Genomic DNA, 25,437 nt, shown 5'->3' on the forward strand with positions numbered 1-25,437 from the left:
TCGCAAGCTCACCGCCGCTCATTTCCGGCATCGCGAAGTCCGCGAGAACGACATCTATTTCTTGATCCCTTGCGAGCAGCCGGAGCGCTTCATTGCCGCTCTCCGCTGACGCCGTTGCATATCCGAGAAACTCGAGTATCCTGACCGTGGACTTGAGGACAGCCTTGTCATCGTCCACGACCAAAACACGCAACCTCTTGGAAGTCTGCGCACGGTTGCTCGCATCAACAACGTCCGCCTGGTCATCAGAAACGTCGGCCGCAGCGCGCGGCAGGAAGATCGTGACCGCAGTGCCTCGGCCGAGACCTGTCTCGATGCGCACGCCGCCACAGGATTGTTTGGCAAAACCGAAGACTTGCGCCAATCCGAGGCCTGAACCCTTTCCCGCTTCTTTCGTCGTAAAAAAGGGCTCGAACACATGTGGCAGCACCTCGTCTGGGATGCCGATGCCGGTATCCTTGACGGCGAGCGCTACGTAGTCTCCCGGCAACGGCTGTTCCGGCCGGGAGGGCGCGCTTTCGATCATGGTGTTGAACGTCTCGACGGTCAGAGTGCCGCCCGGCTGCATCGCATCCCTGGCGTTGATGGCGAGGTTGAGGACGATCATCTCGATCTGGTTTGGATCGACCAAGGCGGGCCAGAGATCCTGGGCAAATCTCGTTTTGAATTGCAACGTGCCGCCCAAGATGACCCTGAACAGATTGTCCATCCCGGCGAGCTTGCTGTTGAGATCGACCTTGTGGGGTTCAAGCTGTTGTTGCCGCGAAAAGGCGAGGAGTTGCGCAATGAGCTTCGCGCCGCGCTCAGCAGCGTTCCGAATCAATTCGACGCCTTCCTGATCGTCAGGTCCTTGCACTGTGCGGGAAAGCAGATTCGCATTGGTGAGCACGACACTGAGCAGGTTGTTGAAATCGTGCGCCACGCCTGACGTGATCTGCCCGATCGCATCGAGCCGCTGCAACTGCTGGACCTCGGCTTCGGCGACCTCTCGTTTCTCCATCTGAGAGCGCAGCTGCCGGTTGGCTTCCTGCAGTTCGCGCGTCCGCTCTTCAACGCGACGTTCGAGCCTTCCTTCAACAAGTTTGTGGTCGGTGACCTCCAGAGCGATGCCGAAAAACGAAACCGGCGTGTTGTTCTCGAAACTGGTCTGCCCACGCGTCGCGATCCAACGTTCCACGCCGTCGGCTTTTCCTATTACCCTATATTCGACTTCATAGACTCCATCGCCCCGCGGGTCGACGCACCGCTCGATCGCAGCCTCGACCCGCGCCTGATCGCCTGGATGAATGCCGGCCCTCCACACCTCGTAATCGACAGGCGCGCCTGCAGCCAGGCCCCACATTGCCCTCAGGGTGTCGTCCCACTGCAATTCATTGGTTTGGGGATTCCATTCATAGCGGCCAAGCTTCACGAGATCGACCGCCGCCTGCAGCCTCGCCTCGCTTTGGCGCAAGGACGCTTCGGTTTGCGCTCGCTCGAGCAGGTCGGCCGCTTCCCGGGCCAGCACATCGAAGCGGCTGAAATCACTATTGCTGGGCTCGTGCGGCTCCCGCCAATGGGTCGAGACCATGCCGAGCGTGCGGCCGTTGCGAGACCGCAGCGGCGTCGACTGGACTGCGCGCAGGTTGGAGAGGCGGTAGGCCTCCAGGCCCTCGGTCCCCGCCATGAAGGCGCAGGTCTCGGTGTCGCTGACGAGCACGCGCCGTCCTGTCTTCAGCGCCTCGCCGCACGTGCTCGCCGTGTTGCAGTCGACGCGATCCCAGAACGTGGCCGCGTCTGGATGAAAGCCGCGCCCGGCCAGCAGCTTCAAAATCCCCGTATCAGGCTCAAATATCTGCATGCTCGCGGCCTGTGAGCGCATCACCACGATGGCCGCATCGAGAATCCGCTCGTAGAGAAGCTCAGGGCGGTTGGAGAGCAGCTCCAGGCTGACCTGCTGGAGCTGACGGGCGACTTCGTGCTCTTGTGCGAGTTGGGCCTCGCTCTCGCGCAGCGCCCGTTCTGCATACACTCGCTCGGTGATGTCTCGCGCGATTTTTGACGCGCCGATGACCCTGTCCGCCGTATCCATCAAGGGCGACACTGTGAGTGAAACATCAACCGGACTTCCGTCTTTACGCCTGCGAACGGTTTCGTAGGAACCAATGCGTTCGCCTCTGCGGACGCGATCAAGAATTGCGGTTTCTTCGTTGTGGCGATCCGGGGGAATCAGAATCATAATCGGCTGGCCGATGACTTCCTCGGCCATGTAGCCGAAGATTCGCTCCGCGCCCCCGTTCCAACTGGTGATCATGCCATTCAGGTCTTTGCCAACGATTGCGTCGTGACTGGACTGGACGATGGAAGCGACTCGCTGCGCCGCGTTCAGGGTGAGCAAAGTCTGATAGGCGGTTGCTGCGAAAACGCCCAGGTTGGTCATCACGCGCAAGTCTTCCGCATCGAAGCGGCGACTGGTGTCATGCGCGACGATCCAGATTGTGCCGACTGCTTCATCCTTGATGAAGAAGGGAATCAGGAGCGCTTCCTCAAGAACGGGCCTGATGGGCTCCCAGTAGGGGAAATCGACTTCGGGATGTGAGCAGATCATGGCGACGCCTTGGTCCAGGACCGTGCCGCAAGGACCAAAGTTGCGCGGTGTTCCGCCGTTTACGTGACTGGCCCACTGCCCGGCGATGGCGCGCCAATGAAAATTACTCTTCCCGTCCCCTTCCTCCAGGAGGCTGAGCCCGGCAGAGTGCGCGCGACACAGACCTAACGCGGAATCGACGAGCTTCTGCAAGATGCCTTCGGGCGAGCGTGCTAATTCCTGCGCCAAGGCGATCAGGGCCTGGTTCTCTGCGCCGTAGTCGGCCGGACGCGACGGACGCCGCCGCAACTCCTCCGCCAAAAGCATGGAACGCAGGTTAGGTTTGAGCTTGCGGCCACTAGCTGTGGTGCGCCGCTTCACCGACTGCTTCCCTTGCTCGGCTCGCACTTCAATCACCTAACACTGGGACCGCGTCCCCGAGCAGTAACTTATATCTCGGGCGGCTCGCCCATCCTAACTTGAGATACATGTAAAATTGCTGATGCTCTTTCGCATGCACAATTCGCGTGTGTACCATGCGCGGGACGCACCAGTTCGTGCGCAGGCTTAAGGAAACCCCGCCCACCGCGCACGTTTGCTGTAGGTCATGAACGACAAAACTCAAGGTCAGTATAGCGGGTCCGCCTTCAGGTGCATAGCGATCAGTTGAGCCTGGCTGCCAAGCTGTGATTCAAGCTTGCAAACCGGAGTGCTGCCCAACAAATCCCGCGGCGTGCCGCGGGTGAGCGACCGTCGTATCGTCAATGGAGCGATTTCTACCAACAACGCCAATGCGAACGCAGCACTACTCGCTGCGCACCGGTGCGGCCGGTCGCGTCAAACAAGGATATGTCTGCTATCGAACAAAGGGTGGGACCCTGCTTGATCGGCCAACCAAACTGCCCATACCAATCTTTCTCAGGAGCACTAGATCCAAGCGATCGGTGGAGGGAATATCATGGGAAGTCAAGGTGGTGAGGTGCAGCGTGACAGTACGGGAGGGTATAGGCTCCCCGACCCCGAACCGGCCGCCATCGCTCTCAGTGATGCAAGTGCACTTCTAGAGACACTTACGGCAGTAAGACGAGGCGACTTTTCGGTCAGGATGCGATCCGACCTGACCGGCGTCACCGGCAAGGTCGCCGATGCCCTCAACGATATCATTGCCGCCAACCAGCGGATGGCCCATCAGCTCGAGCATGTCGGTCAGGTCGTAGGCCGCGAGGGTCGCACGAGCACCCGGGTCCGCTTCGGCCTTTCTGATGGCTCATGGTCTGACATGGAGCGGTCGATCAACCACCTCATCGACGATCTTGTCTGGCCGACGACGGCGGTTACCCGGACGATTACAGCCGTCGCCAAGGGCGACCTCTTGCAGACGGTGCCTCTCGACGTCGATGGCCGGCAGCTGCAGGGCGAGTTCCTGCGCTCGGCGGATATTGTCAACACGATGATCAAGCAGCTCGGCGTTTTCACCTCCGAGGTGACCCGCGTTGCCCGTGAAGTCGGCACGGACGGTAAGCTCGGCGGCCAGGCTCAGGTCCCCGAAGTGACCGGCGTGTGGAAGGACCTGACGGAAAGCGTCAACTCGATGGCGTCGAACCTTACGGCCCAGGTTCGAAACATCGCCGAGGTCACGATCGCGGTTGCCAATGGCGACCTTTCCAAGAAGATCACCGTCGACGTGCGGGGCGAGATCCTGCAGCTCAAGGAGGCCATCAACACGATGGTAGACCAGCTGCGCTCCTTCGCATCGGAGGTGACCCGCGTTGCCCGCGAGGTCGGGACGGAAGGCAAGCTCGGCGGCCAGGCGCTGGTGCCGGGTGTCGCAGGCACCTGGAAGGATCTGACGGACTCGGTCAATGCCATGTGCGGCAACCTGACGGCCCAGGTCCGCAATATCGCGCAGGTGACAACAGCAGTGGCGCGCGGTGACCTTTCACGCAAGATCACCGTCGACGTTTCCGGCGAAATCCTGGAGCTGAAGGAAACCATCAACACGATGGTCGATCAGCTGAACGGTTTTGCCGGCGAAGTGACGCGTGTCGCGCGCGAAGTCGGTACCGAAGGTCGACTTGGCGGCCAGGCGCAGGTCCCTGGTGTTGCCGGGACCTGGAAGGACCTCACCGACAATGTCAACTCGATGGCGTCGAACCTGACCGCGCAGGTGCGCAACATCGCTGACGTCTCGACCGCGATTGCCAGCGGCGACTTGTCGAAGAAGATCACGGTCACGGTGTCAGGCGAAATCCTGGAGCTGAAGGAAACCATCAGCACGATGGTGGACCAGCTGAACGCTTTTGCTTCTGAGGTGACGCGCGTTGCGCGCGAGGTCGGCACGGAGGGCAGGCTCGGCGGACAGGCAAACGTCCGCGGGGTTGCCGGTACCTGGAAGGATCTTACCGAAAACGTCAACTCGATGGCCGGCAACCTGACTGCCCAGATGCGCAATATCGCCGAGGTCTCGACCGCAATCGCCAATGGCGACCTGTCGAAGAAGATCACCGTCGACGTGAAAGGCGAAATCCTTGAGCTGAAGGAGACCATCAACACGATGGTCGATCAGCTGAACGCCTTTGCCTCCGAGGTGACGCGCGTGGCGCGCGAGGTCGGCACGGAGGGCCAGCTCGGGGGCCAGGCCAATGTCCGCGGCGTTGCCGGTACCTGGAAGGATTTGACCGATAGCGTCAACTCGATGGCCTCGAACCTGACTGCGCAGGTCCGTAACATCGCCGAGGTCGCGACCGCGGTCGCGCAAGGCGACCTATCGAAGAAGATCACGGTCACAGTGTCCGGCGAAATCCTGGAGCTGAAGGAGACCATCAACACGATGGTGGACCAGCTCAACGGCTTTGCCGGCGAAGTAACCCGCGTCGCCCGCGAAGTGGGCACCGAGGGAAGGCTGGGAGGCCAGGCAAACGTGCTTGGCGTTGCCGGCACCTGGAAGGACCTGACCGACAGTGTGAACTCGATGGCGGGCAATCTGACGGCGCAGGTGCGCAACATCGCCGAAGTCTCGACGGCGATTGCCAATGGCGACCTGTCGAAGAAGATCACGGTTTCCGTTTCAGGCGAAATCCTGGAGCTCAAGGAAACCCTGAACACCATGGTGGACCAGCTGAACCGGTTCGCCTCGGAGGTGACGCGTGTCGCGCGTGAAGTCGGCACCGAGGGCAAGCTCGGCGGCCAGGCGCAGGTGCCGGGCGTTGCCGGCACCTGGAAGGACCTGACAGAGAACGTCAATTCCATGGCCTCCAATCTCACGGGCCAGGTGCGCAATATCGCCGAAGTCACCACTGCTGTGGCAAGGGGCGACCTGTCACGCAAGATCACTGTCGACGTGAAGGGCGAAATCCTCGAGCTCAAGAACACTATCAACACGATGGTCGACCAGCTCAATGCCTTTGCGGGCGAAGTCACGCGTGTTGCACGTGAAGTTGGTACCGAAGGCAAGCTTGGAGGCCAGGCGCAGGTCTCGGGCGTCGCCGGCACCTGGAAGGACCTGACGGACAGCGTGAACTCGATGGCCGGAAACCTGACGGCCCAGGTCAGAAACATCGCGGAGGTGGCAACCGCCATCGCCAATGGCGACCTTTCGCGCAAGATCACCGTCGATGTGCGCGGCGAAATCCTCCTGCTCAAGGACACCCTCAACACCATGGTGGACCAGCTGCGGTCTTTTGCCGGCGAAGTAACGCGCGTTGCGCGCGAGGTCGGCACCGATGGACGGCTGGGTGGCCAGGCGGTGGTTCCAGGCGTTGCCGGCACCTGGAAGGACCTGACCGACAACGTCAACCTTCTCGCGGCCAACCTGACGACCCAGGTCCGCAACATCGCCGAAGTGACGACAGCTGTCGCGCGCGGCGACCTGTCGCGCAAGATCACCGTCGACGTAAAGGGCGAAATCCTCGAGCTTAAGAACACCATCAACACGATGGTGGATCAGCTCAATGCTTTTGCAGGCGAGGTGACACGCGTTGCCCGAGAAGTGGGGACCGAAGGCAAGCTCGGCGGCCAGGCGCAGGTGCCCGGTGTGGCTGGCACCTGGAAGGACCTGACCGATACCGTCAACGTCATGGCGCTCAATCTGACCGAGCAGGTTCGCGGTATCGTCAAGGTGGTCACGGCGGTTGCCAACGGCGACCTGAAGCAGAATCTGACGGTTGCCTCAAAAGGCGAAGTGGCAGCGCTTGCCGAGACCATCAACAACATGACCAATACGCTTGCCACCTTCGCCGACCAGGTCACGACGGTTGCCAGAGAAGTCGGCGTCGAGGGTCGGCTTGGCGGTCAGGCAAATGTCCCTGGCACTGCCGGTACCTGGAAGGACCTGACCGGCAACGTCAACCTGCTCGCTGCCAACCTGACGACGCAGGTGCGCGCGATTGCCGAGGTCGCGACCGCCGTCACCAAGGGCGATCTCACCCGATCGATCCAGGTCGAGGCCCGCGGCGAAGTGGCGGAGCTCAAGGACAACATCAACACCATGATCGACAACCTGCGCCTGACGACCGAGCGCAACACCGAGCAGGACTGGCTGAAGACGAACCTGGCGCGCTTTACGAACATGCTGCAGGGCCAGCGCGACCTGACGCTGGTCGGCAAGATGCTGCTCTCGGAACTGGCGCCTCTCGTCGGCGCGCATCAGGGGGTCATCTATCAGGTCGATGATGGGCAGCAGTCTGTTCTCTCGCTGCTGTCGGTATATGCGGAGGGCGTCGAGGCTGCGCATCCGGCCCGGCTCGAATTTGGCCAGGGGCTGGTGGGTCAGTGCGCGAGCGATGCAAGACGTATCCTGGTCACCGATCTTCCCGGCAATGTCGTTCCGATCAGTTCCGGTGTGTTCTCGGTCCTGCCGAGAAGTGCGATCGTCCTGCCGGTTCAGTTCGAAGGGCAGGTCAAGGCGGTCATCGAGCTTGCCTCGGCGGGGAATTTCACGGCGCTGCAGCTTTCCTTCCTCGACCAGCTGACCACCTCCATCGGCATCGTGCTGAATTCGATCGAAGCGACGATGCAGACGGAAGGCCTGCTCAAGCAGTCGCAGCAGCTCGCCGCAGAACTTCAGACCCAGCAGCGCGAGCTGCAGCAAACCAACGAGCAGCTGGAACAGAAGGCTCAGCAGCTCGAAGAGCGCAACGTCGAGGTCGAGGGCAAAAACCAGGAGATCGAGCAGGCTCGTCATGCACTGGAGGAAAAGGCGGCCGAACTGGCGCTGACCTCGAAGTACAAGTCGGAATTCCTGGCGAACATGTCGCACGAACTGCGCACGCCGTTGAATTCGATCCTCATCCTCGGACAGCAACTCGGGGAAAACCCGGATGGCAATCTCTCGGCCAAGCAGGTGGAGTTCGCCAGGACGATCCATGGGGCGGGCACCGATCTCCTCAACCTGATCAGCGACATCCTTGATCTCTCCAAGATCGAATCCGGCACCGTCTCTGTCGACGCGGAAGAGATTTTCATCAGCAACCTGCTTGACGTGATGGCCAGACCCTTCCGGCATGAGGCCGACAATCGCGGACTGTCCTTCTCGGTCGACATTGGGACGGATGTCGCAAGAAGCATCATCACGGACTCGAAGCGCCTCCAGCAGATCCTCAAGAACCTGTTGTCGAACGCCTTCAAGTTCACGGCACAGGGCGGCGTGACGCTGCGGGTTGCAGCGGCGCAGGGCGGCTGGTCGCCGGATCATCCCTCACTGAAGCATGCGCCTTCTGTCATCGCCTTCGAGGTGACCGATACCGGCATCGGCATTCTTCCTGAAAAGCAGCGCATCATCTTCGAGGCGTTCCAGCAGGCGGATGCCTCGACCAGCCGGCAATATGGCGGCACGGGCCTTGGCCTTGCCATCAGCCGTGAACTTGCGAACCTGCTTGGCGGCGAGATCCAGCTTCGCAGCCAGCCTGGTGTTGGAAGCACTTTCATTCTTTATCTGCCACTGACCTTTGTCGGGGCGGGCATTGCGACGTCGAAAGCGGCTTCCACGTCAAGCAATGTCGTGCAGCTGTCGGAGGCCATGGCGGGCCGACGTGCCGACAGGGCCGGCGACCATGTCGAAGACGACCGGCAGACCATCACATCTGCCGACACGGTTCTGCTTGTCGTCGAGGATGACGCCCACTATGCGCGCGTCCTGGTCGATCTTGCCCGTGACAACGGCTTCAAGGTTCTGTTGGCGACGCGCGGCAGTGACGCACTTGCCCTGGCGCAGGAATATCAGCCGGCCGCGATCTCGCTCGACATCTTCCTTCCCGACATGCTGGGCTGGACGGTGCTGAGCCAGCTAAAGCAGAATTCAAAGACGCGGCACATCCCGGTCCAGATCATCAGCCTGGACGAAGACCGGCAGCATGGTCTGACCCGCGGTGCCTACGCCTTCATGAGCAAGCCCACCACGCCGGAAGGGTTGGGGAAGGCCCTGTCGCAGCTGAAAACCTTTGCGCAGCCGAGGCGCAAGCGGCTGCTGCTGGTGGAGGATAACGAAGCCGAGCGCATCAGCGTCACGGCGCTGCTCGAACATGACGATATCGACATTGCAAGCGTCGGCACCGGACGGGATGCTCTCGCTGCCCTGAAGGATGACGCAGCCGACTGCGTTGTGCTTGATCTGTCGCTACCAGACATGTCGGGCTTCGAGGTCCTCGAGAAGATGCGCGATGATGCCGAGATCGGCGAGATTCCGGTTGTGGTCTTCACCGGCCGGGAACTCTCCCCGGAAGAGGATGCGCGGCTTCATAGCATGGCCCGCAGCGTGGTTGTGAAGGGGGTTGAATCGCCCGAACGCCTGCTCGATGAGACAGCACTCTTCCTGCATCGTGTCGTCGCCGACATGCCCCGGGAAAAACAGGCGATGCTCGAGGAACTGCACAGTTCCGACGAGGATCTGATTGGCGAGACCGTCCTGCTTGTCGACGATGATGCGCGCAACATCTTTGCACTGAGCAGCGTGCTGGAACGTCGCGGCATGAAGGTTCTGACGGCGACCACGGGCAGCGAGGCGATCGAGGTCATCCAGAAGGAGCCTGATGTCGCGATCGTGCTGATGGATATCATGATGCCTGGGATGGATGGCTACGAGACAATGCAGGTTATCCGTTCGGACCCGAGCTTCCGGCGCCTGCCGATCCTGGCACTGACAGCAAAGGCGATGAAAGGAGACCGCGAGAAATGTCTGGAAGCGGGAGCGTCGGACTATCTGGCAAAGCCTGTCAACACCGAGCAGCTGCTGTCGGCGCTGCGCATGTGGCTGCATCGCTGAGGATAGTGTCATGAGCCCAGTCAATATCCTTCTCGTCGATGACCAGCCCGCAAAACTCCTGAGCTATGAGGTGATCCTCCAGGACCTCGGCGAAAACCTCATGAAGGCCCAGTCGGGCCGGGAGGCTCTCGAGTGTCTGCTGCGCAACGAGATCGCAGTGATCCTGGTTGACGTCTGCATGCCTGAGCAGGACGGCTTCGAGCTGGTGAGCATGATCAGGGAGCACCCCCGCTATCAGAATACCGCGATCATCTTCGTCTCTGCCGTGATGATGGCTGAGCCGGACCGTCTGCGGGGTTACGAGGCCGGAGCAGTCGATTACGTCTCCGTCCCGATCGTTCCCGAGGTGCTGCGCGCCAAGGTGCGGGTGTTTGCCGATCTTTTCCGGAAGACCCGCGAACTGGAACGTCTGAATGCCGATCTCGAGGCACGGGTGCAACAGCGCACGGCGGAGCTTGAAGCATCCTCGACGGAGCTTCGCCAGCTGAACGAGGATCTCGAGCGGCGCATCGACCAGAAGACCCGCGAGCGCGAGGATGCGCTGGCGCAGCTCTTCGAAGCCCAGAAGCTCGACACGATCGGCCAACTGACCGGCGGTGTCGCCCACGATTTCAACAATCTCCTGATGGCGATATCAGGAAGCCTCAACCTTTTGAAAAAGCGGCTGCCGTCCGATGAAAAGAGCGAGCGCCTGATTGGAAATGCGATGCAGGCCGCAGAGCGTGGCTCGGCGCTGACGCAGCGACTTCTTGCGTTCGCCCGCCGTCAGGATCTGAAGCCCCAGGCCGTCAACTTCGAGCGGCTGTTCGACAGCGTCGAAGACCTGCTGAGCAAGGCTGTCGGCCCCCAGATCGCGATTGCGCGGCGGATCCCCAAGGAGCTGCCGCCAATACTGGTCGATGGCAACCAGCTTGAACTGGCTCTGCTCAATCTGTTCGTCAACGCGCGGGACGCACTGGGGCAGGGCGGAACCGTGACGGTGACGGCCCAGTCAATGGATGGCGAGGATCGTCCGACGTCGCTGAAGGAGGGCCGCTATATCAGGATATCGGTCTCCGACGACGGCGAGGGAATGGATGAGGCGACCTTGTCGCGCGCCACTGAACCGTTCTTCACGACCAAGGGGGTAGGAAAGGGGACGGGTCTTGGGCTTTCAATGGTCCATGGGCTAGCAGCGCAATCTGGAGGCGTTCTGCAGGTATCAAGCATCGCAGGCCAAGGCACGACCGTATCGCTCTGGTTGCCTGTCGCTGACACCGCGGAGGAGCCGATGTCTGCGACGGAGCAGCGTGCCATGGCAAGCGCCTCGGATGTACCTGCATCGCTGAGCGTCCTCGTCGTCGATGATGACGCGCTTGTCCGGTTAGGAACCGTCGCGATGCTTGAAGATCTCGGTCATACTGCCTTGGAAGCCGCATCGGCCTACCAGGCGCTGGATCTGCTGGCTGCCTCCTCCCGCGTGGACCTCGTTGTCACCGATCATGCCATGCCCGCAATGACAGGTGCGGATCTGGCGCGGCAGATCTTCGCGTCCCACCCCGGTTTGCCGGTCATTCTTGCCTCGGGCTATGCAGACCTCCCTGATGATCCAGCCTATGTCGGTATGTTGAGGATGACAAAGCCCTTCACCCAGGAACAGCTTCGTGACGCGATCGAACGGGTGCGGCTGGAAAGGGTGGCAGCGGCGTGAATCTCAGGCGGACGTTCTCCTTCGGTCGTATGGTCAGGTTGAAACGATCAGGGAGAGACATATGTTGCGGCCGAAGCTGCTGATCCTGATCATGGCGATCATTTTCCTCCTTATCGTGGCGCTGGCCTTGTGGTGGTAATCGCCCGGCACCGCCAGAGCCTTCATTTGGCTTTAAAAACCCTCGTCAGATAGCAGGGATATGAAGTGCGCTCTGTGCTTCAAATCAAAACCGAGTTGGCACATCGGTACCGAGATCCCCCTGCGTCGGGGGCTTCGCTTCTTCGGCGAACCGTTATTGCGGTTCGGACGCGGTTTTGGCCCGCTCGATCCGGTTGGCGACGTCTATAGAGAGCACGTCGAAGAGAGGGACAAGGCGCTCGGCAGTATCGATCGCATTTTTTCCGATGCCGCGCTGATGATATTCCGCGAGCTGGGAAGAGGTGGCTTTAACCTGGACCGCTACTTTCAGTTCAATCGCTTGCAGTTCAGCAACTGTCAGATCAGGCTTCAAAAGCGTCGCCTGTAGTTCGCTGTAGAGGCGCTCAGTCTCGGTGATTTGGCCAATCCAGTGCTCGCTGCGCGTTTGGGGTCTCGGCTCCACGGCTGTGGTTGATTGCCCCGAGCTATGGGTTGCTTTGCGGGGGCTGGAAGAGAGAGTTCGCCCTGATCCATCTGTCGGGCCATTTTTAACACTGCGCCTGAAAAGCTTATCGACTATCCCCATCATCGCCCCTGCGTATTGTTATTTATTGCTGTTCATTGCCTTGCAGGCGCGCTCGAAGCGAGTTGCGATGCTCCCAACTCGATCCCTGCCCCGCATATTAGACATCAATTCATTATTTTCCGTTGACGCCCCACAAATAGACTGCGGCGTGATGAGCCGGATCCAGGTCGATAGACGATCAAGCCCGTAGCGTAGTGAACGAATTCCGCCCCTTCAAGGTTTGTTTAGGGGGCCCTTATATTTCCGGCATCGTTCCTTCGGATATCGTAAAAGTGGTGTCCGGGGGTAGCCGCCCGTTCGAATGCTGAGGGCACCAGCGCCGAGGTCTGATCCGGGGTTATCGGTAACGGAGGCTGGTGTGTGGCGCATCAGACTGAAGTCTGACCATCGGAACCAGATTTCGCGCGACATGTTATCCGACAAGAGCTCAAAGGAACGACAATGTCAGGCGACTCGGAAAGCAGTGAATTGGACTTGCGCACCACACCCCGAAGTTATCGTCGGGGAGGTGTTTGGATTTTTGTCACGATCGTGTTGATACTGGCAGTTGTCGCTTTTGCCTGGACGAAGGTTAGAGACGCGGTGATCGAAACGCCACAGACAACGAACCATAGCGCCTCCACTCCCTCGTCGACGCAGATGAGACCGTAAACTGCAGTCCAGGGGGCTAACCGGCTCGCACAGCCTCATCGACTTGCCCGTCATTTGCCCGGGCTACCTGGATTTGTTTCATGATACACGCTTATGCGTGCGGAAGATCCAGCCATCCGCCAAGACAAACGTCGCGGCGCGTCGCTAGGCAGTTGGGAAAGGTGCCTGCTGGAGTGGAAAGCTCGCAAGCTGCCGGCGTGTTTCGATGCTTGTCCGTTACCTGAAGCCCTCGGCAACAGGGCTTTCTTTTCCCGCATCCGATTTCGCCCGGATCGAGTTGCGCCAGACCATTTCAGCCTTGAGGGTGATGGGCTGGACGACCGCCTGGCCATCGTCCTGCGGCATCTGGGTCAGCCAATTGACCGCCCTGGAGGCGATGTCTGCGATTGGTTGAGCAAAGGTTGTCAATGCGTAAGACGACCAGGACGCTTGCTCAATATCATCGAAACCCGCCACGCAGAGGTCGTCGGGGACGGACAAACCGAATTGGTGACGAGCGGCATCCATGAAGCCAAAGGCAATCAGGTCGGTCGCGCAGAATACCGCATCAGGACGTTCCTTGGCGGTCAGCATGCGGCGAGCGAGGACGCTGCCGGCTTCATAGCCGGTCCAACCATGGCGCTCCACAATCACCTCCATGCCCAAAGCGCGAGCCGCCGCAACGAAGCCTCTCTCACGCGCCATCAGGCTGGGTGTCCCAGCTTCGGAGTTGGCAAAGGCGAGCCTTCTGCATCCAGCCCGCACGAAGGCGGTCACAACGCGCCCTCCGGCTTCGTAGTCGTCCAGATTTATGCGCAATGGACCTTGCTGATCGTCGTCGCGATTGATGAGAACCAGGCGTTGCCCGTTGCGCAAGCAAAGCTGAGTGATGGATCTGTCCGGCAACCCGGAAAGAATGATGGAAGCATCAGCACGATACCGAAGTGCCTGCTGCAAAGCGCGGTCAACGCTGCCGTCCGAACGATCCGTGTTGATCAGCATGGCAACCTTGCCCGCATTCTGCAGGTTCAGCGTCAGCTTTCCGAGGAGAGCCGATCGGTAGGGTGTCGCAACCTCGGAAACGATCAGGCACACGATGCCGCTTTCATTGCGCATCAAGCCGCGAGCGAGATGATTGACGTGATACCCAAGTTCCTCGGCTGCGAGCATAACGCGCTCACGGGTTTTCGTTGAAACGCTCGCGCCTGGTGTGAACGTCCGGGACACTGCCGATCGGGACACGCCGGCTTTGTCCGCGACCTCCCGTGCGCTTATGGTTGTGTGTTTCACAGCGGCCCTCTCTGCCCATCTCGCGACGCCATATTGCACATGAATGCAATGACAAGATCGTGCGAATTGCACCATAAACAGTTGACACAACAGCAAGGCAGATGCAACTCTTGCACACGCTTGCAAAGCGTGCGGCGTGGAGGCGTCGGTACATTTAGGAGGATACAATGAAGTCGGTTCAAATCGCCGCGACCATTCTCGCCGCGGGTATATCTCTGTCTGCCTATTCGGCGCACGCCGCAGGAAATCTCAATCTTATCTGCTCCGCCGACGTCGTCATTTGCGAAATGATGAAGGACCGGTTCGAGAAAGAAACGGATATCACGGTGAACATGGTTCGGCTGTCTTCGGGAGAGACCTATGCCAAGGTTCGCGCCGAGGCGCGTAACCCGAAGACCGACATCTGGTGGGCGGGGACCGGCGATCCGCACCTGCAGGCCGCCACCGAGGGCCTTACTCAGGAATACAAGTCGCCGGTCCTCGATCAGCTACAGGACTGGGCGAAGAAGCAGGCAGAAAGCGCCAATTATCGGACCGTAGGCGTCTATGCCGGCGCGCTTGGCTGGGGCTACAACACCGACCTCCTGAAGAAGAAGGGGTTGAAGGAGCCCAAGTGCTGGGCCGACCTGCTGGATGCCTCCTACAAGGGTGAGATTCAGATCGCCAACCCGAACTCCTCAGGCACGGCCTATACGGCGCTCGCGACCCTGGTGCAGATCATGGGAGAGGATAAGGCGTTCGATTACTTGAGCAAACTCAACGCCAATGTCTCGCAATACACCAAGTCAGGCTCGGCGCCGGTAAAGGCTGCAGCCCGCGGCGAAACGACGATCGGTATCGTCTTCATGCATGACGCTGTTGCCCAGACTGTCGAGGGCTTCCCGGTCACGTCCGTTGCTCCCTGCGAAGGCACCGGCTACGAAATCGGCTCGATGTCGATCATCAAGGGTGCGAAGAACCTCGACAATGCCAAGAAGTGGTATGACTGGGCGCTGTCGGCTGATGTTCAGTCACACATGAAGGATGCCAAGTCGTTCCAGCTTCCGTCCAACAAGTCGGCAGAGGTCCCGAAGGAGTCCCCGAAATTCGAGGACATCAAGCTGATCGACTACGACTTCAAGACTTACGGCGATCCAGAGAAGCGAAAGGCGCTGCTTTCGCGATGGGACAAGGACATTGGCGCCAAGGCCAATTGATCTGATCCTTAAAGGAAGAATGGCTGGCAGCCTCGCTGCTGCTGGCCAAATTGCCTGATACTCTGGCGGAGCGATCGATGAAGAACCATAACCGCAGACTGGATATCGCTCTCGTCATTGCCCTTGCTGCGTTGATGGTACTCCCGTGGTACAGGACGGAGGGCGGCTTCTTCGGGCTCGGCTGGCTACCTGATTTTCCTGGAGATCCGTCCTCGGCGCCTGGCGTCCTGCAGATCGTCTCGCATGGGCGATGGTGGCTGGCGGTCGTCGTCCTCTTTGTGGTCCTTTGCGCCGTGTCGCGCTTCATCTCCGATCACGCCAGGCGCGGTGCGCTCCTTGCCTGGGCGGGTGGGCTCGGCCTTCTGTTTCTGGCAGTGCAAGGGCTTGCAATCGGCTTTACCGGCTGGAGCTGGACGATCAGCGAGACCCTGTTCGGTGCCCTTCCGGATGGTCAGCCGTCGATGGGCGCAGGCGCCGTCGTGGTCGGTCTCACCTTCGTCATCCTTTTTTCCTTCGGGCTCGCCGAACGCGGGGTGATGAAGGGCGACGCCTTCGTGGTCAGTGCCATTGCGATGCTGGTCTTGCTCGTGAGCGTGTTCGTCTTCTACCCGATTGGCAGCATGTTCGTCGGCGCTTTCCAGGACTTCGACGGTTCGTTCAACCCGACCGGCTTTCTGACGAACATACAGGACCCATCCGTCTGGAGCCTTGGCTGCGTATGGGGAGGCGAACGCTGCGGCGTTGCCTGGCGGACGCTCTGGCTGGCGATCTGGGCTGCGTCCGGCTCGACGACGCTCGGCCTTTGTTTTGCACTGGTAGCAACGCGCACACGCTTTCCCTTCAAGAAGGGATTGCGGCTTTTGACCATTTTGCCAATTATCACTCCGCCATTTGTCGTTGGCCTTGCTCTGACCCTGTTGTTTGGCCGCTCCGGTGTCGCAACCCAGTTTGTCTCAACGTTGCTCGATATAGAGCCCGGCCGATGGCTCTATGGCCTGACGGGGATCTGGATTGCCCAGGTCCTTTCGTTCACGCCGATCTCCTTCCTCGTTCTGATTGGTGTCGTGGAGGGCGTAAGCCCATCAATGGAAGTGGCCTCCCAGACGTTGCGCGCCGATCGCTGGCGCACGTTCTGGCGCATTTCCCTGCCGCTGATGAAGCCCGGCATCGCCAACGCCTTCCTGATCGGATTTATCGAGAGCATGGCGGATTTCGGCAATCCGTTGGTGCTCGGCGGTAGCCATGGCGTGCTGTCGACAGAAATCTTCTTCGCTGTTGTCGGCTCGCAGAACGACCCGTCGCGCGCCGCCGTGCTTGCCCTGATCCTGCTCTGCTTTACCCTGTCGGCGTTCCTGGCGCAGCGTTTCTGGCTGTCCGGCAAGAATTTCGCGACAGTTACCGGCAAGGGCGATTCGGGACAGCATATCGCGCTGCCGCGCGGGCTTTCGATTGCCGTGCATGCGATCGTCATACCCTGGATGATTTTCACAATTGTCGTCTATGCAATGATCCTCTTCGGCGGTTTTGTGCGCACCTGGGGTCTCGACAACACGCTTACGTTGGAACACTACATCCGCGCTTTCTCGATCGGCTTGCGCAATGACGGCGGCCTGGCGTGGACCGGGGTGGCCTGGAACTCGTTCTGGACAACAATGGAGATTGCCCTGATTTCTGCCCCGCTGACGGCCGCTGTCGGTCTGTTGACCGCCTACCTGATCGTCCGCCAGAAGTTTGCCGCACGCAATGTGTTCGAGTTCGCGCTGATGATGAGCTTTGCGATCCCGGGTACCGTTATCGGCATCAGTTACATCATGGCCTTCAATCTGCCCCCGCTCGAAATGACAGGGACGGCGCTGATCCTGATTGCCTGCTTTGTGTTCCGCAACATGCCGGTTGGCGTGCGTGGCGGCGTCGCGGCGATGAGCCAGCTGGACAAGAGCCTCGACGAGGCATCGCTCACACTGCGCGCAGACAGTTTCAGGACAATCCGCAAGGTCATCCTGCCGCTGCTCAGGCCCGCAATCACTGCAGCCCTCGTCTATTCATTCGTGCGCGCGATCACCTCGATCAGCGCCGTCGTTTTTCTCGTGAGTGCCGAGTACAACATGGCGACTTCCTATATTGTCGGACTCGTCGAAAACGGCGAATACGGCATTGCAATCGCCTATTCCTCGACACTGATCATCGTCATGGTCGCCATTATTACCGGCTTTCAACTTCTTGTCGGCGAGCGCCGCCTGCGGCGCGAAAACCGTGTCGCGCTTGCGGCGCCGACCGCTACCGCTGCCGCACCTCTCGGTCAGGAGAAAACCGCATGACCCCCACAAAACCTGGCTCCGTCGTCTTCGAGAATGTGCGCAAGAGCTTTGGCGCCTTCACGGCGATCCCTGATCTTTCCCTGACCATCGAACCCGGCACGTTGGTCACGCTGCTTGGACCTTCGGGCTGCGGCAAGACGACGACGCTTCGCATGCTGGCTGGTCTCGAGCACCCGTCGGCGGGACGGATCCTGATCGGCGGAAAGGACGTCACGATGTTGCCGGCAAATGAGCGTGATGTCTCTATGGTTTTCCAGTCCTATGCGCTGTTCCCGCATATGACCGCCCTCGACAACGTCGCCTATGGCCTGGAATCCTCCGGGCTGAAGCGAAAGGACGCGCGCGAAAGGGCTGAAGAAGGCCTGAAGCTTGTTGGTCTCGCCGGCATGGGACAGCGCCTGCCTGCCGAGCTTTCAGGTGGTCAGCAGCAACGCGTCGCGGTTGCACGGGCGCTGGTGCTTGAGCCACAGGTCCTGCTGCTCGACGAGCCTCTCTCGAACCTCGACGCCCGTCTTCGCCGCCGGGTCAGGACCGAGATCCGCGAGTTGCAGCAGCGGCTGGGCTTCACTGCTGTCTACGTCACGCACGATCAGGACGAGGCGCTTGCCGTTTCCGATGAGATCATCGTGATGAAGGACGGCGAGATCGCCCAGAAGGGCACGCCCCACGATCTCTATGACCAGCCGGCATCTGCGTTCATCGCCGATTTCATGGGCGAGGCCAACGTCGTGCCTTGCGATATTATCGGCATCGAGGGCGGCCATGCGACGATCAGTATTGGCGGACTGCACCATCGTGTCGCCGGTCGTAACATGCGCGAGGGACCGGCAGAGCTTGCAATTCGTCCGAGCGCCATCACACTAGCACCAAAAAATGGCGGCGCGTTCAGCGGACAGGTCACCCATGCCGCCTATCTCGGTGATCACGTGGAATATGAAGTGAAGACCAGCAAAGGCACTCTGTTCGTCGTCGATGGCTCAATGGCGAGGGCATTCGAGCCTTTGACAGAGGTTGAAATCGGCTTCAAGGATCGCGGGATTGCCATCATCGGCGGCTGATTGCTGCCTTTTATCAAGGAAGATTTTCATGACGTCGCATATTGTACCAGACCTTGAAGCGCGCCTTGCGCTGGCCGAAACGGTGGCTAACGAGGCCGGAGCGCTGGCGCTCGACTATTTCAGGCGCCGGGACACGCTTGTCATCGAGACCAAGCGCGATCTGCAGGATGTGGTCTCGGTCGCCGATCGCGACGTGGAGAACCTGATCCGGGGCCGCTTCAATGAAGCCTACCCGGCCGATGGCGTGCTCGGCGAGGAGTATGGCCTTGAAGAAGGGACGTCGGGGTTCACCTGGGTTGTCGATCCGATCGATGGAACCAGTCCTTTCGTCAACGGCATGCCGAATTGGTGCGTCTCGATCGGTCTGCTCTACGAGGGCCTGCCCGTTGTCGGCGTGATCAGCGCGCCATGCCACGACGAGATCTATGCCGCAGCACTCGGCAAGGGTGCTACGCTGAATGGAGTGAAGCTCTCACTGGACTCCTCGCGGACCATTCGCAATGCCGTGACTGGTATCGGTGCCAACAACCATGTCACGCCGAAGACGGTTGCCGGGATAGTGGAAAGCCTGTTGGAGGCTGGCGGAAACTTCATGCGCAATGGATCGGGAGCCCTGATGCTCGCCTATGTGGCAGCGGGCCGCCTTGTCGGATATTATGAGCCCTATATGCACGCGTGGGATTGCATGGCCGGGTACTGCCTGGTGAAGGAAGCAGGCGGCTGGTACCATCCGTTCCCGACCTCAGGCGAGCGGCTGACGAAGGGAGCGCCCGTGATTGCGGCTGCGCCCGGGGCAATCGACGATCTGCGCAGGATTGCTCAGGTGTGAAGCCTCGGCGTTTGAAAGATTGCAGGCCCGGCATCCCGCCGCGCCGCTCTCAAGTCTTGAGGGCGGCCATAAAATCGGCTGATGGGCTTTTCTGAAAACCTGCGTCTCATGGTGATGAGGACTGTTTCCCATTGGCTCGTGAGTCTTGCATCAAAGCCAGACGGCTCAGACCCTGACCGGTGCCACCTCGCGCGCAGAGCGTTTTGCGCCACCTGGATATGCAAAAGGGTTGGGCCTGCGGAACAATTTCAGGCACGTCTTGCCTGGGTTGCGGACCCGAAGGCATGTGCCCGAGGCTGCGCCCACGCGCAACCCGGCGATGCGCAACTTGGCTCCATCAGTCACTGGGCCAAACAATAACCCTGTCGAGTTCACGGAGGATGTCGGCCTCCAGTTCGGCACTGACCACCTCGTATTCCTCGATGATATGCGAGCTAGCATTGTCATGCCGAAAAGCCTCAAGCGCGATACATGCCTCGTCATAAGCCGCGAATAGCTCGTCAAAGTATGGCCACGAGGTAGAGCCCAACAGGACTTGCAGCCGCCTGCGTTGCTCAGGCAACCTGAGCATCAGGCGACGCAGTCCGGACTGCGCAAGCGAACGACTGCCACCGATCTCATGATCGTTGCCCATTGGCTATCCTCTGCCCCTGAAGCAGAGTAGCAATCGCCCGACGAAACGGAAGTAGTTTACGGTAGCTTCTACTATCTCAAGGCATCCGGTTCTCTAAATTAGCAATCTGGTTTATTGGAGGGTTAAGAATTTAATTGCACATCAATTCCACGTAGATAAAGTGGGCGTCATATACGCTTTGGTTGTATGCTTGTCGGAGGGGAACCGGTGAGAAATCAGGCTGTAAGTGTCCGAGAAACAACTCCTGCGCCCGATGACGTACGGGAACAACTGCGAAGGATCCTCTCAAGCCCGGATTTTATCCTTCCTGATCGTGGACGCAGGTTCCTGCAGTACGTCGTGACCGAGACGGTTGAGAAACGTGAAGGATATCTCAAAGCATTCACGATTGCGCAGGCGGTATTCGGACGAGGTAACTCGTTCGATGCTCAAAACGATCCCTGTGTCCGCATTGCGGCACGTCAATTGCGTAGCGCCCTGGAGCGCTACTACCTTACGGCGGGCGCAAAGGACCCAGTGCTAATCACGGTTCCTGCCGGTGGGTACGTTCCCGCGTTTACGTTGCGAGGCCCCGGAAGCGAGAGCGGCATCGAGCGCAAACCTGAGGTGGGAGCTCCCGCTACGAGTGCCGGAAAAGAGCAGGTCCCGGTCGACGCGCAAAAGAGTGAAGGCAGGCTGCTTCGTTGGATCATGGTCGGCGCTGCGCTGATCGTGCTTGCCGCCGTTGTCATGGCATCGCTTGCAGAATGGGAAAACCCGGCATTGAAAACGGCGGTAACGGACGGCAGCAGGCCGAGGATCGTCATCGATCGCTTCCAGAGTGTTGGCCAAGGCAATGCTGCAAATGACATCTCAGCCGGTTTGACCAGCGAGCTTTTTGTCAACCTTGCGAAGTTCAAGGACGTTGTGGTCATGTCAGGGAACGGTGCAACTGGCGTCACTGCGACTGACCCGACATACGCCCTTCAGGGAAGTGTCCGGTTGGAAGACAACGACATGCGGTCGACTGCCCGCCTGGTCCGTCAGGCCGACGGCGTTGTTGTCTGGACTGGCGACTACAATGTCGACATCAAGGGTCGGAGCATTTTGGATATCGAGACGGGGATTGCGCGTTCCATAGCGACTGCAATTGTGGCGCCCCTTGGAGCCGGCGACCACAAGACGCCGGGTTCGTCAGGCGCTGGCAAATAAGTGCAAGCGTAGCCATCACGACGGCATAACCGTAGACTCAGGGCCACACCGGCCAGAGACCGTCTTTCCGGACCGATCCCGCTTTGCCAGGACAGATCCCACTCTTCCCGATCAAGCAGGGGCGTTTACAACGCTCGTCATCGCTATCAATGAGTGCTTGGGGATCCCAGCGACGCAGAGACTGACGGTCCCTCAAGAGGCGTCCAGCAAAGCGGCGAGCCCCGCGAGCTGGAACCGCCAGAAATGGGCGACTGCTTTCCTGATGTCCTCGGCATTGTCATAGCGGCGCAGGATACCGGCGAGCGTATCGAGCGTGCGACCGAAAATCTGCTCCAGTACGAAATGCAGATGCGCATCATCCTGGCGTCCGAGGCGGGTGACGGCGCGGCTGGTCATGTCAGCGATCATCCGTGGCCGCTCATCCTCAAAAGTAGTGCCGGCGGCGCTGCTCATCAGGATGGCGGCAGCATGTCGATGCGTGGCCCAGAAGGCAAGCAGATCGCCCGCTGCCGAAGAACCGCTCGCATCGAGCGCCCGCCAATCGCTGCGGTTTTCGAACTCGCCAAGACGCGCCGAAAGCAGGCGCCGATGCTCTGCGGCGTGGTTTGCCGGCAAAACCTTGTCGAAGAGATCGGCCTTGTCCTTCACGTACTTATAGACGTTGCTGGCGCTGGTGCCAGCGCGCTCGGCGATATCGGCGATCCGGGCTGCCTCGAAACCACGTTCGGCGAAGATGGCGCCGGCGGCATCGAGAATGCTGTTGCGAAGATCGTCCTTCAGGATTTGCGGCATGCAAGCGTCCGTGAGAGCGCGGAGAGGCGAGGTAGCCACGGTGCCGCGTTTTCCAGCTGGAACGCAAGCTGAAAGAGGAGGGCGTCTTCTCCTGCCCGTGCCGCAAAATGACTCCCAACAGGCAAGCCTTCCTCAGTCCAAAAGAGCGGTACGGACATGGCAGGCCAGCCCGCCAGCGATGCGGCCGCCGTATAGGCGGCACTCCGCTCGAAATGGCGTCGGAGCACCTGAAGGGGACAATCCGGGGAGACGGTGCCAAGAGGGAAGGCGGTGAAGGGAATTGTCGGTGAAAGCAATACTTCCACATCGTCGAGTGCCACTTGCGCCATGTCGCCGGCAGCTGCGATTTCCGCAGCCGCCTCGACAAAGCGTGACGGTGGAAGCGCGCGAGCATGCTCGATGAGGGTAAGCGTATAAGGTTCGAGGCAGGCGATGGCGGCGTCTGGGGCAAGGCTGGGGGCGAGATAGTTCACCATGCCTGATGTGGTCATTGCCATGATGTCGTAGACGGCACGCGCAGCCACCCGACCGTCAAAGCGCGGTCCCTCGACCGGGACAAGGGTATGATCAAGCGAGTGACAGAGTGTGATGGTTTGCTCCAGCGCAGCCCGGGCCGCCTCATCCGGCAAGTTGCCGAAGGCGTCGAGGCCATAGAAACCGATCGACAGTTTTCGCGGCGGGTTTGCCAAGAGATCTGCCGCTTCCGGTAGGGGTTCTGCCCAGTCTTCAGTTTCAGTCACGCGAAGCCAGGTCGCGCTATCGCGCACGGAACGGCTGACGCAATGCTCGCTCAGAATGGCGGCAAGCGGCATATTCTTGGGAAGACCGGCGGAGCGCGTGCGCCAGCGGGTCGGCTTGAAGCCGAAGAGGCCACAAAGCGAGGCGGGACCGCGGATAGAGCCGCCGCCATCGGACGCGTGTGCGACAGGCACCATCCCGGAGGCGACCGCAGCGGCGGCACCACCTGAGGAACCGCCTGTCGATCGGGACAGATCCCAGGGATTGCGTGTCTTGCCTGTCACAAGCGGCTCCGTCGTTCCGACGAGGCCGAACTCCGAGGTCGTCGTCTTGCCGAGAACAACGAGACCCGCCGCGTCGAGCGCTTCGGTATAGGACGAACCGGCGGGCGCGATCTGGCCGGACATGAGGCGGGAACCCAGGCCAAGAGGCTGGCCGGGATAGGCGATCAGGTCCTTGAGCAGGGTGGGGACACCCGCGAAGGCACCGGCGCCCGCGTTCGTTCGGGCGCGTTCGCGTGCGGCCTCGAAGGCCGATGCGCTGAGAGCATTGAGCGCAGGATTCAGTCGCTCGATACGAGTGATCGCTGCATCAAGCAGCTCTTCCGGCGTTACGTGCCCTGCGTGGACGAGCACTGCCTGTGCGGTGGCGTCCAATTCAACAAGAGGAAGATCGTCAATCGGACTGGCTCCGAGATCGAGCGTCATGGCGCAAACTCCAAAAAAGAATAAACCATTCTCTTTTCAATAACACGCCTGTTGTGAGCTGTCGACCAAGGGGCGAAGGGATGGCCAAGGGCCGAGCCGTGTGAGCTCGAAAGACGGTCAGGCCGCACGACGCCGTCATTCTGGATCATGACATTGGTGCGCCCAAGACAAGTCGAAGACGTGCGACCAGATAGCTGGAACCCCGAAAACCTGGAGTCTCGTGATGGTGTTGCTTGAAGAATGACATTCGGAGCCTGATGGGGGACCGACGGCCGGCATCGAAAGGTGGGGATTTCGACCGCCGACGAACGACCTCACTCCCAAATCGCTGTAAACTCGTTGTTCCGCATAACGCGAAAAGGCCGATCCAACAGGGGAACAATGGCGAACCAGCTCGACATGTTTGCTTCGATACCGGTCGCGGCTGGCGCTGAAGCGGCCAAGGAACGAGCTATCCGGAAAGGCTCGAGAATGGCGCCAGAGGAAATGGCCAAAAGCCTTGAGGCGACCGGGAACTACAAGATCCTGCGAAGACTGCTCCCCCGATCGATCGTGACAGAGCGGAGACCCGAATTTACGCGAGTCGGTGTGATCGTGGACACCGAGACCACGGGCCTCAATCACCGAAATGACGAGATCATCGAGTTTGGTGCGATTGCCTTCACCTTCGACGACAATGGTAGGATCGGCGATATCACCGACGTCTACGGCGGCCTGCAGGAACCGCAGACGCCGATCCCCGCTGACATCACCCGGTTGACCGGGATCACCGACGAAATAGTGGCGGGCCAACAGATCGACATCGCGGCTCTGCGCCGCATCGTCGAACCCGCAGACCTTATCATCGCCCACAATGCCGGTTTCGATCGTCCTTTCTGTGAGGCGTTCTCTCCGTTGTTCGTCAACAAGGCCTGGGCCTGTTCGGTCAAGGAGATCGATTGGAGCTCCCGTGGCTTCGAGGGAACCAAACTCGGTTACCTCATCGGGCAGGCAGGCTATTTTCATGACGGACATCGCGCCGTCGACGATTGTTTTGCGCTTCTTGAAGTCCTGGACCACCAGCAAGGAGAGGATGACCGTCCCTTTGCCGAACTCCACCGCGCTGCCCAGCGCTCACGCGTCCGGCTCTTTGCCGAGCATAGCCCGTTCGATATGAAGGATCACCTCAAGGCGCGCGGATACAGATGGTCCGACGGTACCGACGGGCGTCCGCGGTCGTGGTGGATCGAGCTCGATGAGGACGTTCTTGATGACGAACGTCATTTCCTCCGGACAGAAATATACCGCTGGGACGATGCAGACCCACCCGTCCAGCACCTGACCGCGCTTGAGAGATTCAGGGCATAGCGGACCGCTGACGGCGGCTCTGAAACGGAGCCGATGAAACAAACCGTCAACGTGTTGTTAGGGCTTTGTTGACCATAATTGTGGCTTCGTCCGTCCGGCGTGTTTCTGCAGCCGGGCATGATCTCAGATGACGAGGATCGCAATGTCCGGCTATGCCAGCAACTCTCAAGCCGTTGGGCGCACATCATTCAATGCGGTGGGTGTTCTATGCTCTGTTGTTCGGCGCGTCAGACAGGTGGCCATCGCCTTGCTGGCGGTTTTAGGATTTGCCGTCGATGCCGCTGCGGGTCGTGTCCCGCCGAATGGTGTAGGTCGGCGGTAGCGAAGCCGCTCGTGAGCGCGTTCTAAATTGCGCCGTAGCGAGCGAGCGGCGAAAGCGGCGGTCATCGAAGTTCTCCGGTAAAGTCGGGTTGCTCACACCAACCTGATTGGAAGGAACCACCGATGACCGATGTCATGATGAACCTGC

Annotated in this window: 14 protein-coding genes; 8 read left to right on the top strand and 6 right to left on the bottom strand. The window is 60.1% G+C overall.

What is annotated here, in order from left to right:
• Positions 1-2,947 (bottom strand): PAS domain S-box protein (locus FHX16_RS30370; protein ID WP_259132010.1); only part of this gene is annotated, 2,947 nt, incomplete at its 3' end.
• Between the two features lie 577 nt (positions 2,948-3,524).
• Between FHX16_RS30370 and FHX16_RS30375 the strand changes: the two genes are divergently transcribed.
• Together FHX16_RS30375 and FHX16_RS30380 are read left to right on the top strand one after the other, a co-directional pair.
• Entirely contained in the window at positions 3,525-9,824 is a 6,300-nt protein-coding gene (locus tag FHX16_RS30375; RefSeq protein WP_259132011.1) for a HAMP domain-containing protein, read from the top strand.
• A 10-nt stretch (positions 9,825-9,834) separates the two neighbouring features.
• Positions 9,835-11,514, top strand: coding sequence for a response regulator (locus tag FHX16_RS30380; protein WP_183757967.1), 1,680 nt, complete (start codon positions 9,835-9,837; stop codon positions 11,512-11,514).
• Positions 11,515-11,806: 292 nt separating this feature from the next.
• On the opposite strand, the gene FHX16_RS30385 is transcribed toward FHX16_RS30380, so the two are convergent.
• The gene (locus FHX16_RS30385; RefSeq protein WP_259132014.1) at positions 11,807-12,241 is read right to left on the bottom strand and encodes a hypothetical protein; all 435 of its coding nucleotides are present in this window, start codon (positions 12,239-12,241) and stop codon (positions 11,807-11,809) included.
• 864 nt (positions 12,242-13,105) lie between these two features.
• The gene (locus tag FHX16_RS30390) at positions 13,106-14,233 is read right to left on the bottom strand and encodes a LacI family DNA-binding transcriptional regulator (RefSeq protein WP_405049344.1); all 1,128 of its coding nucleotides are present in this window, start codon (positions 14,231-14,233) and stop codon (positions 13,106-13,108) included.
• 92 nt (positions 14,234-14,325) lie between these two features.
• Here FHX16_RS30390 and FHX16_RS30395 point away from each other — a divergent pair, with 92 nt between their 5' ends.
• The 4 genes from FHX16_RS30395 to FHX16_RS30410 all read left to right on the top strand — a co-directional run bounded on the left by FHX16_RS30395 (position 14,326) and on the right by FHX16_RS30410 (position 19,559).
• On the top strand, positions 14,326-15,354 hold the full coding sequence (locus FHX16_RS30395) for an ABC transporter substrate-binding protein (RefSeq protein WP_183864640.1): 1,029 nt from the start codon (positions 14,326-14,328) through the stop codon (positions 15,352-15,354).
• 77 nt (positions 15,355-15,431) lie between these two features.
• Entirely contained in the window at positions 15,432-17,672 is a 2,241-nt protein-coding gene (locus FHX16_RS30400; protein ID WP_259132016.1) for an iron ABC transporter permease, read from the top strand.
• Positions 17,669-18,730: an ABC transporter ATP-binding protein gene (locus FHX16_RS30405; RefSeq protein WP_183864638.1), complete on the top strand. Its 1,062-nt coding sequence runs from the start codon at positions 17,669-17,671 to the stop codon at positions 18,728-18,730. The genes FHX16_RS30400 and FHX16_RS30405 overlap by 4 nt, the downstream gene beginning before the upstream one ends.
• 28 nt (positions 18,731-18,758) lie before the next feature.
• A complete protein-coding gene (locus tag FHX16_RS30410; protein WP_183757955.1) occupies positions 18,759-19,559 on the top strand; it encodes an inositol monophosphatase family protein in 801 nt (266 codons plus the stop codon).
• Positions 19,560-19,896: 337 nt separating this feature from the next.
• Here the strand turns inward: FHX16_RS30410 and FHX16_RS30415 are convergent, their stop codons facing one another.
• Positions 19,897-20,193 carry a nodulation protein gene (locus FHX16_RS30415; RefSeq protein WP_183757953.1) on the bottom strand — a complete coding sequence of 99 codons (297 nt, stop codon included), beginning with the start codon at positions 20,191-20,193 and terminating at the stop codon, positions 19,897-19,899.
• A gap of 339 nt (positions 20,194-20,532) precedes the next feature.
• Here FHX16_RS30415 and FHX16_RS30420 point away from each other — a divergent pair, with 339 nt between their 5' ends.
• Complete coding sequence (locus FHX16_RS30420; RefSeq protein ID WP_259132019.1) at positions 20,533-21,384, top strand: hypothetical protein; 852 nt, start codon at positions 20,533-20,535, stop codon at positions 21,382-21,384.
• A 192-nt stretch (positions 21,385-21,576) separates the two neighbouring features.
• On the opposite strand, the gene FHX16_RS30425 is transcribed toward FHX16_RS30420, so the two are convergent.
• Positions 21,577-22,176, bottom strand: coding sequence for a TetR/AcrR family transcriptional regulator (locus FHX16_RS30425; protein ID WP_183757949.1), 600 nt, complete (start codon positions 22,174-22,176; stop codon positions 21,577-21,579).
• Complete coding sequence (locus FHX16_RS30430) at positions 22,161-23,621, bottom strand: amidase (protein WP_259132022.1); 1,461 nt, start codon at positions 23,619-23,621, stop codon at positions 22,161-22,163. The genes FHX16_RS30425 and FHX16_RS30430 overlap by 16 nt, the downstream gene beginning before the upstream one ends.
• A gap of 381 nt (positions 23,622-24,002) precedes the next feature.
• Here FHX16_RS30430 and FHX16_RS30435 point away from each other — a divergent pair, with 381 nt between their 5' ends.
• The gene (locus tag FHX16_RS30435; RefSeq protein WP_259132024.1) at positions 24,003-24,968 is read left to right on the top strand and encodes a 3'-5' exonuclease; all 966 of its coding nucleotides are present in this window, start codon (positions 24,003-24,005) and stop codon (positions 24,966-24,968) included.
• Positions 24,969-25,437 lie beyond the last annotated feature (469 nt).

Source organism: Rhizobium sp. BK661, assembly GCF_024808825.1.
Lineage (GTDB): Bacteria > Pseudomonadota > Alphaproteobacteria > Rhizobiales > Rhizobiaceae > Rhizobium.

Bases quoted from the DNA above. Each gene is read 5' to 3' on its own strand.
- FHX16_RS30380 (WP_183757967.1), top strand. From the start codon at position 9,835: ATGAGCCCAGTCAATATCCTTCTCGTCGATGACCAGCCCGCAAAACTC.
- FHX16_RS30400 (WP_259132016.1), top strand. From the start codon at position 15,432: ATGAAGAACCATAACCGCAGACTGGATATCGCTCTCGTCATTGCCCTT.
- FHX16_RS30430 (WP_259132022.1), bottom strand. From the start codon at position 23,621: ATGACGCTCGATCTCGGAGCCAGTCCGATTGACGATCTTCCTCTTGTT.
- FHX16_RS30395 (WP_183864640.1), top strand. From the start codon at position 14,326: ATGAAGTCGGTTCAAATCGCCGCGACCATTCTCGCCGCGGGTATATCT.
- FHX16_RS30410 (WP_183757955.1), top strand. From the start codon at position 18,759: ATGACGTCGCATATTGTACCAGACCTTGAAGCGCGCCTTGCGCTGGCC.
- FHX16_RS30435 (WP_259132024.1), top strand. From the start codon at position 24,003: ATGGCGAACCAGCTCGACATGTTTGCTTCGATACCGGTCGCGGCTGGC.
- FHX16_RS30375 (WP_259132011.1), top strand. From the start codon at position 3,525: ATGGGAAGTCAAGGTGGTGAGGTGCAGCGTGACAGTACGGGAGGGTAT.
- FHX16_RS30405 (WP_183864638.1), top strand. From the start codon at position 17,669: ATGACCCCCACAAAACCTGGCTCCGTCGTCTTCGAGAATGTGCGCAAG.
- FHX16_RS30415 (WP_183757953.1), bottom strand. From the start codon at position 20,193: ATGGGCAACGATCATGAGATCGGTGGCAGTCGTTCGCTTGCGCAGTCC.
- FHX16_RS30425 (WP_183757949.1), bottom strand. From the start codon at position 22,176: ATGCCGCAAATCCTGAAGGACGATCTTCGCAACAGCATTCTCGATGCC.
- FHX16_RS30390 (WP_405049344.1), bottom strand. From the start codon at position 14,233: ATGGTGCAATTCGCACGATCTTGTCATTGCATTCATGTGCAATATGGC.
- FHX16_RS30385 (WP_259132014.1), bottom strand. From the start codon at position 12,241: ATGATGGGGATAGTCGATAAGCTTTTCAGGCGCAGTGTTAAAAATGGC.